Annotated in this window: 10 protein-coding genes; 3 read left to right on the top strand and 7 right to left on the bottom strand. The window is 56.0% G+C overall.

Annotated features, from left to right (window positions below; translation table 11 throughout):
* From rnc to rpmF, 3 genes are all read right to left on the bottom strand, one after another.
* Positions 1 to 867, bottom strand: coding sequence for a ribonuclease III (rnc, locus tag G7Y44_RS01645; RefSeq protein ID WP_165247042.1), 867 nt, complete (start codon positions 865 to 867; stop codon positions 1 to 3).
* 116 nt (positions 868 to 983) lie between these two features.
* Positions 984 to 1,976, bottom strand: a complete 993-nt coding sequence (plsX, locus tag G7Y44_RS01640; protein WP_165247040.1) for a phosphate acyltransferase PlsX — start codon at positions 1,974 to 1,976, stop codon at positions 984 to 986.
* 148 nt (positions 1,977 to 2,124) lie between these two features.
* Complete coding sequence (gene rpmF / locus G7Y44_RS01635; RefSeq protein ID WP_165044286.1) at positions 2,125 to 2,304, bottom strand: 50S ribosomal protein L32; 180 nt, start codon at positions 2,302 to 2,304, stop codon at positions 2,125 to 2,127.
* A 627-nt stretch (positions 2,305 to 2,931) separates the two neighbouring features.
* On the opposite strand from rpmF, the gene G7Y44_RS01630 reads away from it, so the two are divergent.
* On the top strand, positions 2,932 to 4,032 hold the full coding sequence (locus G7Y44_RS01630; RefSeq protein WP_165247038.1) for an AAA family ATPase: 1,101 nt from the start codon (positions 2,932 to 2,934) through the stop codon (positions 4,030 to 4,032).
* 194 nt (positions 4,033 to 4,226) lie between these two features.
* Here G7Y44_RS01630 and G7Y44_RS01625 read toward each other — a convergent pair whose 3' ends face one another.
* Entirely contained in the window at positions 4,227 to 4,961 is a 735-nt protein-coding gene (locus G7Y44_RS01625) for a TorD/DmsD family molecular chaperone (protein ID WP_165247036.1), read from the bottom strand.
* A gap of 189 nt (positions 4,962 to 5,150) precedes the next feature.
* Here G7Y44_RS01625 and G7Y44_RS01620 point away from each other — a divergent pair, with 189 nt between their 5' ends.
* Positions 5,151 to 6,038, top strand: coding sequence for an ATP-binding protein (locus G7Y44_RS01620; RefSeq protein ID WP_165247034.1), 888 nt, complete (start codon positions 5,151 to 5,153; stop codon positions 6,036 to 6,038).
* On the opposite strand, the gene G7Y44_RS01615 is transcribed toward G7Y44_RS01620, so the two are convergent.
* Genes G7Y44_RS01615 through G7Y44_RS01605 form a run of 3 tightly spaced genes read right to left on the bottom strand, consistent with a single transcriptional unit; the run spans position 6,035 to position 10,436 of the window.
* The gene (locus tag G7Y44_RS01615) at positions 6,035 to 6,928 is read right to left on the bottom strand and encodes a TorD/DmsD family molecular chaperone (protein ID WP_165247033.1); all 894 of its coding nucleotides are present in this window, start codon (positions 6,926 to 6,928) and stop codon (positions 6,035 to 6,037) included. The genes G7Y44_RS01620 and G7Y44_RS01615 overlap by 4 nt on opposite strands.
* A gap of 49 nt (positions 6,929 to 6,977) precedes the next feature.
* Positions 6,978 to 7,553: a 4Fe-4S dicluster domain-containing protein gene (locus G7Y44_RS01610; RefSeq protein ID WP_165247032.1), complete on the bottom strand. Its 576-nt coding sequence runs from the start codon at positions 7,551 to 7,553 to the stop codon at positions 6,978 to 6,980.
* A gap of 3 nt (positions 7,554 to 7,556) precedes the next feature.
* Entirely contained in the window at positions 7,557 to 10,436 is a 2,880-nt protein-coding gene (locus G7Y44_RS01605; protein ID WP_165247031.1) for a molybdopterin-containing oxidoreductase family protein, read from the bottom strand.
* A gap of 257 nt (positions 10,437 to 10,693) precedes the next feature.
* Between G7Y44_RS01605 and G7Y44_RS01600 the strand changes: the two genes are divergently transcribed.
* Complete coding sequence (locus G7Y44_RS01600) at positions 10,694 to 11,629, top strand: LysR family transcriptional regulator (protein WP_165247029.1); 936 nt, start codon at positions 10,694 to 10,696, stop codon at positions 11,627 to 11,629.
* Positions 11,630 to 11,739: the final 110 nt, after the last annotated feature.

The following is an 11,739-nucleotide window of genomic DNA, read 5'->3' as shown; positions in this document are numbered from 1 at the left end:
CTACTCCTGAGAGCGCTGCTTCGCCTGAGATTGCTCCTGTTTGCGGCGCGCCTTTTCCTCGGCCTTTGCGGCAGCAGCCGCCGCCTTTGCGGCAGCCTTTTCGGCCTTAACTGCATTCTTTTTCGCCTTAGCGGCCGCCTTTTCCTCTTCGCTCACGTAGAAACCGAAGAACTCGGATAGCTGAGCCAGCGTACTTTTGGCGGCTTGGCTTTCAGCCTCTTTCTTCGTGCGGCCCGTACCACGCGCGAGCCCCTGTGAGCCGGCGAACACTTGCGCCACAAATGTGCGATCGTGCGGCGGCCCCTGCGTCTCAACCAGTTTGTACGTGGGAGTAATGCCGTCTTCCTGCAGCTTTTCCTGCAGCGCACTCTTGGGATTTTCGGGCTCTTTGGCCATATCAACCGACATGCGAGGAATCAGCGTACGCTCCACGAACGCAAGGGCGGCATCCATCCCACCGTCTAGGTACAAGGCGGCAACCACAGCTTCGTACACGTTCTCGAGCGCTGAATGCAGGCCGCGCTTGCCTGTGCCAGTTTCCGACGAGCCGAACACAATGATGTCAGCGAATCCCAGCCCCGCAGCGACGTCAGCCAAGCTCGCACCCGAAACGAGCGCCACTTTGATACGCGTCAGCCCTCCCTCGTCGAGATCGTGGAAGCGGTCGAACGCAACCATGGCAACAATAGCGCCCAAAATGCTATCGCCAAGAAACTCCAAGCGTTCATAGGAGTACTTCACTGGCTTACCTTCAACAGCCGACGGGTGCGTGATCGCCGAAAGCAGCAAGCTCTCGTCGTGAAAGTGGTATTCCAAAACGTCTTGAGCGCTGTTCAGTTTTCCGATTTGCTCGTCAGTCAGATTCATCTCGCACACGGGCTTTCGTCGTCATTGGGGGGCTTCATTGTCATAGGGGGCTTTCTCCTTCAAGAAAAAGCCCCCTCGTATCGTCTTTGCACGTACATACCATTGTACATGGTGGGCTAGTCGCCTCGTACCATTTGCTCGATTATTCCAGAAACGTCCGCACGCACGACGGCAGCCGACGTGAGCACGCCATTTTTGATGGCGGTAGCGTTTGACGAACCGTGCCCCACAATGCACGCACCTTTCACGCCAAGCAGCGGTGCGCCACCATACGTGTCGGGGCTCACACGGGCCTTCAGATCGGAAAGTCCGCCCTTAATAGCCAACGCCGCAAGCTTGGTTGCTAAGCTTGCGTATAGAACGCCTTTGATTTCCTTGAACAGCACTTTTGCCGTTCCTTCGATGGATTTCAAGCAGGCGTTGCCAGTAAACCCGTCAGCCACAATTACGTCGTAGGTACCAGCGAGCAAGTCGCCCCCTTCGGCGTTACCTGCAAAGTTCGGTACGCATTCGGCAAGTAGGCGGTGTGCCTCTTGAGCAAACTGCGACCCTTTCGTTTCTTCCGCTCCAATGTTGAGCAGCGCAGCCTTCGGATCGCGCACGCCTAAAACCTTTTCAGCATACACCGTTGCCATGTTCGCAAACTGCACCAAATACTCGGGCTTGCAGTCGGAGTTGGCACCAACGTCACACATGACCACCGGTTTTGCTGGTGACGGCAAAACCGTAGCAAGCGCCGGACGCGCCACACCCCTGATTCGCCCGATGACGAGCGTGCCGGCCGCAAGGCAGGCACCCGTTGACCCAGCGGAGAAAAAGCCGTGCGCAGTACCTTCCTTTACCAAGCGGCATCCAACCACGATCGAAGAATCCTTCTTGCGTCGAACGGCGTTTGCCGGATGCTCTACCATGTCGATAACTTCGGTCGTCGCGCGCGCTTCGCAACGCTCATGCGAGCGCGCAAAGGGTTCAACTACCTCGGCCGGACCACAGAGCACAACGCTTAACGCCTCATCGGCGGCAAGCGCCTGAGCCACGCCGTCCAGTACGACGCCAGGTGCATTATCGCCACCCATAGCATCGACAGATATCACAACCATGTTAGCCATCTCAATCCACTTCCTCACCGCGCAAGCCGCGCGCAAACGAACGCTGGTAAGATTCTTAGCAGCCGGAGCAAACAGAAAACCTCCCGGAAGGTGGAGCACATCCATCTGTCCGGGAGGTTGCTACGCAGACAATCTGCTCGTGAAGCGTTTACTCAGTCTCGATCACTTCACGATTCTTGTAGAAGCCGCAATTCGGGCACACGCGATGCGGAAGCTTCATCTCACCACACTGCGGGCACACGGAACGCGAGGGAGCCGAGATGCGGTCGTGGATGCTACGGCGCGCATGGGTACGGGCGCGGCCCTGTCGTTGCTTAGGTACTGCCATGGTCTATCTCCTTCTCCACACCGGAGCAGCCCAAACTGCGCTCCGCTGATACTCCTGTAAACACGCGAAACGGTATATTAACAAAGGCCGCGAAACGGTGCAAGTACTACACGCAACTTTCCCAAACATCACAGCAACTGCAAATTGTTGCTCCCTGTTGCTCCCTGTTGTTCCCCCCAAGTCAAGCATGCAACTTGTTCGCGAGGAAGCTCTATTATCCGGAGAACTATCGCGCTTGCCGCTGGAAAACGAGCGTGTACACATACGCCGTGTCGGTCTGTTCGAACTACTCGTAGAAAACATCCGACATCCGACCCATCCGACAATCAAGCCATCCGACATACCGTTCGGATTTTGGTAATTCCCAATTCGGATTTTGGTAAACGCTAAAGGAGTTCCAAGTGACCCAACCGTCAGTCAAGCCCCAAGGCTATCTTCCACGTCTTGTCGATGAACAGGTGTGACATTAGGGTCAGGGCATTTTGTCACGGGGGTGCGGACAAAATGACAATCAACCGGTGTTTAGTAATTAACGGAATAGCGCTCATTTTTTGGCGCTAGGAACATCTTCCTTGATAAAACATGATAAACCATGATAAAACATGATAAATGAAGACAGGAGAGCCCATGGATAACCTCTTTCACCCCAGCTTCGGAAGCCGCCCCGATCGTATTGTGGGCAGAGACGATGCCATTGAGCAATTCATCGAAGGCATCAAGCGTGAGCCCGGTCATCGCGATAGGGCAACTCTTATCCTTGGACAACGCGGAACAGGCAAAACAGCCTTGCTTCTCCAGCTCGCCGATGAAGCGAAAGCTCGAGGCTTCGTAGCAGCGCGCGTAACTTCAGGCGAAGACATGCTTGAAGAGATCATTGAGTCGATTCAACTTGCTGGGTCAGAATATATCTCAAAGAAGCAAACAAAGATAAAGGGGTTTTCAGCTGGAGCTCTTGGTTTTTCCCTTGGGCTTACCTTCTCTGAGGAAGTTCGCGAAAACTACGGATTCCGAACAAAGCTCACCCTCTTATGCGACCGGCTCGCAGAAAACGGGAAGGGGGTTATTCTGCTTGTAGACGAGGTTCAGCCCAACTCCGATGTCATGCGAACCCTTTCCTCCACCTATCAACACCTAGCCGGAGAAGGAAAGAATATCGCCATCGTCATGGCAGGCCTACCTCATGCTGTATCAGATGTATTGAACGATCGGGTGCTTACGTTCCTCAATCGGGCAAGGAAACTCCATCTTTCCCCATTGTCTTTAAGTGACATCATCGCGTACTACTCGGATGCCTTCCGAAGAGGGAACCGACTGATTACAGAAGACCAGATCAAGCGGCTTACCGAGGCCACTCGTGGCTTTCCTTATCTTCTGCAGCTTATTGGCTACTACGTTATGGAACTGAGTGCCAAAGGGGAAGCACTAACCGATGAAGGCATCGAAAGCGCCATCTATGCGGCGCAAGCAGAGCTGGAGGCCGATGTTTTCCAGCCAACACTCCATGAGCTCTCTCGTAAGGACATCGACGTGCTAACAACTATCGCCCGTCAAGGCGATGGGGCCGTATTGGTAAAAGACGTGCTTGAGGATTCCCAGCTTACCAATAGCTACTTTCAACAGTATCGCGCAAGGCTTTTAGCGTCCGGCGTTATCGCGTCTCCGCGCAACGGAGAGCTTGTTATCACTGTTCCGTACCTGGCAGAGTATTTGAGAGGCACCAATAAATAGAGCAGAAACAGCTTTTTGGAGCACGTATCGCGTAAACTAAGCGCATCATTTCGATAGCACCAAAGCGGCATCATGAACGATTGCTTCGTGCCACCCTACGACTCACAACACCGACGCACCATGAGAAACATCCTGTTGCCACAAAGCGTCTCACATGGCGAAACGGGCATCTCGGCGTGAGAAAGCTTATATGTCTAGCCGATGAACGCCCCCAAAAGGTTAGCAGCCTGACGGTAGAAGAGCACGCGTGATTGTTCGACTACGGCTTCGGCAAAGCGCGGCATCCAGACCTTTGCGTGATCGGCCATGAACTGATTCCACGCCGCTTCGGGGCTTCCGCCAGGCAAATCGGCCGAAGTCACTACATCGCCGGGCTCTTCATCGGTATCTTCGCCTTCACCTTCGTCTTTATAAAGCGTGTCACCCTCTGTCTCGGCGGCATCTACAGCAGCTCGCAGAGCCAAATATTCCAAAAGCTCAAGTTCGGTCGCCACCGCATCGAGTGGCTCGTTAGTACCTTCAGGGCGGCCCAAACCGCACGCCTTGCAGAAGCGCTCGACTTCCATGGAGTGCGGGTTTACGAACAAAAGCGCCTGCACGCCGTCGTCAGCCGCACGCCACACGCCCTCATAGGGACTCACCTCGGGCTTCGGTGCACCCACAAACAAACGCGTTGCCTCGGCACGCAGCTTCTTCTGTAGTTCAGCCGGGTCGGGCAGCGCTAAGACGCTTTCGGCCGGTGCATCTGCGGCCACCTCATCGGTCGACCACGCAAGCCCCAACGCACCGGCAATCTCGTCAGCTGCCTCGTACCACTCACCCGATGCCACCGCTTCGGAGAGCACCGAATCCTGCGGATAGCGCAGCGAGAGCGCCAAAAGCTCACACATGGCAGCACGGGCCTGCCAAGTATCTGCAGAAATGGTCATTGAAGTCTCCTTTGGAAAACTGGTCTGCGACAGCAGAGCACGACGTGCACTGGCCAGGCCCCCTCTATCGTCACTTCTACTACAGACCAACGTACCTTTGCACACAAAACGAGTCGCAAAGATACTGACAACGAAGCGAGTAAACGACACAGCGGTGCAGGAAGAATCGATCGAATCAAAATGTCTCCCATGTCGCTTTCTGAGTCAGGAGAGTCAAGCAAGACCGTTTCGCTCGCTCAGCTCTTCAAGGAACCACCTGTCACCAGCATCGTTGAAAACGACACCGAGCAGCTTATCAAAACCGCTTGCCGAGGGGGTTGGCCTGAAGCGATTGACCTTGCTCCCATGGATGCACAAGTGGTTGCCCGCGACTATCTTGCCGCAGTGTACCACGAAAGCGCTCCGTATTATGGACTTGACCCCTTCACAACCGAACGTATTTTTGTTTCCTTAGCACGCAACCTGGGGCAAGCCGCCACCTATGTCGCGATCAGGAAGGATACCCTAGGATCGACGGGAGCTGACCTCACTGATCGGCAGATTGGCGATTACCTCAGTTTTCTCCGTCGAATCTACCTCACGATGGAAATACCTGGATGGGAACCGCCCTCTCGCTCGAAGAAGCGTCTTCAGATTAAACCCAAGCGATACCTTGTTGACCCCTCTCTAGCGATAGCCGCACTCGGCATGTCTCCACAAGCTCTTATGGAGGACTGGCAGACGTTTGGCCTGGTCTTTGAGAACCTGTGCCTGCGCGATCTTGTTGTATACGCTCGAGCCCACGAACTCGCTCGACCCATCCCCGTCCGATACTATCGCGACGACTCCGGACTTGAAGTGGATGCAATTGTCGAATTGGTAGATGGACGCTGGGCGGCCTTCGAGGTAAAAACGAGCGAAAGTAAAGTCGACGCCGCCGTTGAAAACCTCAAACGACTTCGTAAGAAGCTCTGCGAGAGCCCTCGTGCACGAACAAAGCCACCCGAATTTATGGCCGTAATCGTCGGCATAGGGAAATACGTACGCGTTGCCGAAGAAGGCATCTACGTTATCCCCATTCGAGCGCTCACGGCTTAAACAATCACCAACTCGTGATCTTCGATCCCATAGGGGTGCACCTTGCGCAAGCAGTCCCACGTTGCCTGGAGTTCAGCAAACGCAGCAGCCTCGGGACTATCGGCGGAGACACCAAGAGGAATAGCCACCTCAAAGCCATGGGTGGCCGCAGTGTTTTCGGCCCACAGCGCCGCTTCCGATAGCAATGTGGCGTCGTTGGTGGCAAATGCTGCCAACGCCTCGATCATCTGCGGATAGAGCACCGACGTCTTTGAGCGGCGAGCACACACAGCAAAGTCATTCACCCAGGTAAGCATATGTCCGCGCACAAACGTCTCCTGGTCGCGCAACGATTCCGCAAGTTTTTCCAAACTGCCTTCGCGCAAACTATCCAGCGAGCTTTCGGACAAGCGCGCCATGAAGTCACACATGGTAGCAATGTGATCATCGGGAATGCGCATGAGACGCGCCAACTCAAAACCATGATCACGATAGATACGGCGCACGACGATGGTGTTTTCCTGGAAGTCGGCCAACTCATGGGTAAGATAGGGCGACTCGATGGGCTGGCAAGGCAACGCTTCCGGACCGATAAACAGGCGAGTGTACTCGTCACGTGCCGCATCAAGCAGCACTTGCGCGTCCACACATTCGCGCAGGTCGCACAAGAAACGACCGAGGCCCTGCATGGAAATATTATCACCAGTGAATTCCTCCACCGCATCGGCCGTATCAGCCGAGAGCAGCACCGTCAGCATGGCCGCATCCGGCGTACCGCCCAACAGCTTATGGAACAGCGTATACAAATAAGCACGCGAGAGTAGCAACGCTTCCAGGTCGATAGACTCGCGGCACAGGATTGCAAGGCCGGATGCGGAATCGGTTACATTCTCAATTGCAAAGCTGGTCATAGTTCCCCTCCTTTGAAAAACGGGCGACCCGAAGGCCGCCCGATATTGCTTACAGCGTGACGGCCGCGAAGTCGTCCATCTGGGCGCCGCGGGTGGGCTCCCACAGAATGTTCGGAGTCGTAGTGGCAGCAGGCTCCGTGCACGGCAGTTCGCTCACGGCATCTGGATGAGCAGCGCGCAAGTCGTCCATTTCGCCAAACTCGATGGCGCGCATGGGGCAGCTTGCCACACATACCGGATCAAAGCCGGCTTCACGCAAGGCGCGGCAGGTATCGCACTTCTGCACGATTTCATCTTCCTCGATGAACTGCGGTGCACCATACGGGCAGCTGTTCACGCAGGTCTGACACCCGATACAGGCCTCATCGTCATGCTGAACAGTACCGTCTTCGTCCTTATACATAGCACCGGTCGGACAATTTGCCACGCACGCCGGGCTTTCGCAGTGATTGCACGAGATGTTTAAATGGAACATCGTTACATCCGGATACGTTCCGCACTCGAAGCTGTCCACGCGGCGCAGGCGCGGACCCGCCACCTGAATGTCGCGACGATCCTTGCAAGCAACCTGGCAGGTACGGCAACCGATGCAGCTGGCCAGGTCAACATAAAATCCCAGGCTCATGATTTACGCCTCCTTCGTCTCGGTCGGCACCACATACGCGGCCAAACCGGCATCATCTACACCCGTAGCCAAGAACGGCCCACGCTCGAAGTCTTCTACAAGCGGCTCGCCGTCGTATTTCTCGATCTCAATAAGCAGGCTGTTGTAGCCGTTCAAGTGCGGGAAGTAATTGGACAGCTGATGGTCAGAAAGCATCTGCTCGCTGCCGCCGCAGTCGATGATGTTGTCGGGGTCGCTTTCATCGAACACCGAATGCGGTCCGTGTGGGATACCAACCGTGCCCGGCATCATCGACTGCATGGGCTGAGCAATGCGCAGCATACGGCCGAAGTCGTTGTAGCACATAACGGTGTCGCCAGCCTTAATACCGCGCTCGGCAGCATCGTCGGCGTTCATGAACACCGGGTTGCGGAAGGCCTCCTGCGTCCAGACCATGTTGTCGTAGCATGTATGTGCACGACGCAGGTAATGCGGGGTGAACGCCTGCAAGGGGAACTTACCCTTCTCCTTGGTTTCCCAATTCGCGAACGTTTCTTGATAGCCACGCCGCGGCACGAAGTAGTTCGCATAAGGCTTGATGGGTTCGGGGTTCAAACCCGTGCGGTTCACATTGTCGGCCTTGAACTGGCAATAGATTTCCAGCTTGCCGGAAACCGACGGACGCGGCCAGGCCGTATCGGCTACGACCACCGACTCACCGTCTTTCCCAATACCCAGCTTGTCGTCGCGATACCCCACATAGTTGCGCTTGTCGTCTTCGGAGCGCGTGCACACATAGCAACCTTGCGCCATGAAGTCGTCGAAGGCCACTTTGCCTTCCTGGGTCGGGAAATCCGCATGGTACTTCTCGTTGTCCGCATCGGTCCAGGTAATGACCGGCTCCCACTTCGACAAGTCGGGTGCCAGCTCGCGCATACCCAAGAAATAGCCAAGCCACTGGTCGTAGTTACTCTTCGGATAAGCATCGTCGGGGTTTGCACCCATGCGCTCGATGATCTCGCGGAACACCTGCTTCTCGTCTCGAGCCTCGTACAGCGGCTTGATGAGCGGCTTCCACGCCAAAAGCGCGTCCTTGCGCTGCTTCTGGCCGTTGCCGTCGCCAAAGGGGCTCGGCCACGCAAGCTCACCCCACGACTCATCGTCGTTGCCTTCCCAATGGGTGATAACCGGCAGAAGGATGTCGGCGAACTGAGCCGTAAGCGACATTTTGATCTCGAAGGACACGCACGTGTCGGCCTGACGCATTACCTTAATGGCTGTGGGCAGGTCACCGCGTGTTTGCATGAAGTTCGAGTTGGTGGCAATCAGCAGACGCGGATTGACTTCCATCTCCTGCGCTTCGTGATAGGTGGGCGTGTTAGCGCGCAGCTTCGTCGGATCGTTCACCGCATCGGAAGAACCCAGGTCAAAGGGGCCATCTGACGTGGTGATATACTTGCCGTCCAGCATGCAGCGCCACCAAGCGGGGCCTTCGATATTCTTGCCGGGGCCAGTCACCGCAGGCGAACCTACCAGGTTATCAATGTAGCCGTAGTCGCCGCCAGCGTGCTGAATGAGACGGTAACCCGAATCGCCCGCATCCCACGTGTAAATGGCCGCTGAGCCGTGGCCCGATTTGCCGTAGTGGCCACCCAGCGCCGACACGGTCATGAACGCCTGAGGCAGGTTCTCGGCGCCCAGATAACGCGAAGATGCATAGCTGTGTAGGAACGTGACGGCGTTGTTCTTACCGGCCATTTCTGCGTACCAGGTGATGTCTTCTACTGGCGTGCCGCAAATCTCGGTGGCCCATTCGGGGGTCTTCGGCGTATCGTCGTAGGCACCCAGCACATAGTCGCGGAAGTTTTCGTCGAGTTTCGCGTCGGCCGGCATCGTCTCAGGCGTGAATCCTACCGTGCGCTCGTTCACGAATTCCCAATCGATAATATCGCCGCGCTCTTCGTCGAGGCGAATCATCTCATAGATAACCGCCAGCAAAAATGCCGTGTCGGTACCAGGACGCACCCGAATCCAGCGAGCGTCCAACGACGAAGCCGACTCGTTGTAGTTCGGCCCCACGTACACAAATTGCGTGCCGGACTTCTTGGCGTTGTGCAGCCAATACATAGAGGAATGGTGGCACCATGCAGGATTGCATCCGTACAGCACGATGGTATCGGCATTCGGCAGGTCATACTTGTCGGGTGCCATCATAATGTCGGGGTGGTCGCCCCACGAATACATACCTAAAGCCTCGGTTTGAAAAGCCCACGTGCCGAACGATTCAACCTCGGAGTCGTAGATTGCGCCGCCGAGAACAGGGAACATCGCCGCACCCGGCACCCAACGCCATGCGTTGCAGATAACGCCCTTCTCGCCGTATTCAGCATACACGCGCTTCATCTCGTCAACCACGTAGGTAAGTGCCTCGTCCCAGCTGATGCGCTCCCACTCGTCCTTGCCGCGCAGTTCGCCGTGAGCGTTCTCGCCGCCGCCGGGCTGCCAGTTCTTGCGCTTCATAGGGTACTTGATGCGGTCGGCGTTGTACACCTGCTGACGCAGCGAATGGCCGCGCAGGCAGCTGCGCTGCTGAGGGCAGTCGAAGCTGTCGGCATGCGAGTCGTCGGTCTTCTGACGGATAACTACACCATCAACCACATATCCCATGTTCAAGCACATCTGGTTACAGTTCTGGTGGCAGTGAATGGGCATCCACTCGCCTGTTCCCTCGATGATGGCGGTATCGGAGGCCACCTCATGCGTGGCCGCGCCTGACCCCGCCCCCGAGGCACCCTTACTATCGGGCGCGCACCCGGCGACTCCCAAAGCGGCGGTGGCGGCCGCAGCAGCGGCGCTCGCCTTCAAGAAATCGCGACGCTTCAAGCTCTTATCCAACAGAGACATGAACATCACCCTCCTTTTTTCTCTTCCTCGTCCTATTCTTCCTGTCCTCCCTCAACATCCCGCATCATACGAAGGATGACGCGCACATAGGTAATACCTATAATGTAATCTTGCATATGCTTGAAAGGCATGTACGCAACAAGAGGACAGCCGGAAATAACGAGTTCGTGGGTTTATTTCTCACAGGCCGAGGAAGCAATCCGGCCAAACACAACTTGGCCGAACCGCCAAAAACAGGGGAGAAACGAGGGGAAACTATGGAGTTAAGAACGCTGCGTTACTTTATCGCCGTCGTGCAGGAGGGCTCCATCACAGCAGCTGCCAAGTCGCTCCATGTCACCCAGCCCACGTTGTCACGTCAGTTGGCCGCTTTGGAAGACGAATTGGGACACGCGCTCTACCAGCGCAGTCACGGGGGTATCGAGCTTACCGAACAAGGTGTCATCCTACGCCGTTACGCTGAATCAATTCTGGCCCTTGCCGACAAAGCCGAAGAGGAAATCGCACTTCCCGCCCGCTCCATCGCAGGCAAAGTACACATCGCCGTTGGCGAGACGCGTGCCGTAGAAGTACTCGCCGAGGCAATGCGGCGTGTACAGGCCACTTATCCGGGCATTCAATTCGAGATTTACAGCGGTAATTCGTCTGACCTCATGGACAACTTCGTGCGCGGCTTCTACGACTTCTTCCAAGAATGCGAGATCAGAAGCCACGTTGACATGAACGTCATGGTGCTTCCTCATAAGGACGTGTGGGGAATTCTCACACGACGCGACAACCCGCTTGCACGCCTTCCCTACGTCACTCCGAATAATCTGGTGGGTCAACCGCTTATTAGCTCGCGCCAGGGCGCGAAAACAGCGCTGGGACAATGGCTGGGAGAGCTGGCCGATCGTATGGACATCCGCGCCGTCTACAACCTGCCACACAACGTCAAGTTTCTCGTGCGCGAAGGCGTGGGAAGCGCATTTACCTACCAAGATCTATTCGAAACCAATGAGCTGACTGACTTCGCCTTCGTACCGCTATCGCCTGCATTGACGTCAACCCAGGGCCTCATCTGGCGCAAAACCTTACCCACTCGCCAGGCCCAGGTGTTTCTTGATGTATTGCGCGAGGTATGCGCCGAGGCGGAAGAGAGTAGCGAAATAACGCACCGTACCGAAGAAAATGCTGGCCACAAGCACCCCTAACAGCACCGAACGGGGACGATCGTGACATTGGGGTCAGTATGTGACAGTATGTGGCATACTGACCCCAATGTCACGTGTCACCAATACGCACGTTAAGACAAGTCGCCTTG

It is taken from the genome of Adlercreutzia sp. ZJ141 (assembly GCF_011038965.1).
In the GTDB taxonomy this organism is placed as follows: Bacteria; Actinomycetota; Coriobacteriia; order Coriobacteriales; family Eggerthellaceae; genus ZJ141.
The sequence above is the reverse complement of the archived record's forward strand: the minus strand, read 5'-3'. Positions and strand labels throughout refer to the sequence as shown.

Excerpts from the sequence above, each read along its gene's own strand:
- rnc (WP_165247042.1), bottom strand. The coding sequence starts at position 867 with ATGAATCTGACTGACGAGCAAATCGGAAAACTGAACAGCGCTCAAGAC.
- plsX (WP_165247040.1), bottom strand. The coding sequence starts at position 1,976 with ATGGCTAACATGGTTGTGATATCTGTCGATGCTATGGGTGGCGATAAT.
- rpmF (WP_165044286.1), bottom strand. The coding sequence starts at position 2,304 with ATGGCAGTACCTAAGCAACGACAGGGCCGCGCCCGTACCCATGCGCGC.
- G7Y44_RS01630 (WP_165247038.1), top strand. The coding sequence starts at position 2,932 with ATGGATAACCTCTTTCACCCCAGCTTCGGAAGCCGCCCCGATCGTATT.
- G7Y44_RS01625 (WP_165247036.1), bottom strand. The coding sequence starts at position 4,961 with ATGACCATTTCTGCAGATACTTGGCAGGCCCGTGCTGCCATGTGTGAG.
- G7Y44_RS01620 (WP_165247034.1), top strand. The coding sequence starts at position 5,151 with ATGTCGCTTTCTGAGTCAGGAGAGTCAAGCAAGACCGTTTCGCTCGCT.
- G7Y44_RS01615 (WP_165247033.1), bottom strand. The coding sequence starts at position 6,928 with ATGACCAGCTTTGCAATTGAGAATGTAACCGATTCCGCATCCGGCCTT.
- G7Y44_RS01610 (WP_165247032.1), bottom strand. The coding sequence starts at position 7,553 with ATGAGCCTGGGATTTTATGTTGACCTGGCCAGCTGCATCGGTTGCCGT.
- G7Y44_RS01605 (WP_165247031.1), bottom strand. The coding sequence starts at position 10,436 with ATGTCTCTGTTGGATAAGAGCTTGAAGCGTCGCGATTTCTTGAAGGCG.
- G7Y44_RS01600 (WP_165247029.1), top strand. The coding sequence starts at position 10,694 with ATGGAGTTAAGAACGCTGCGTTACTTTATCGCCGTCGTGCAGGAGGGC.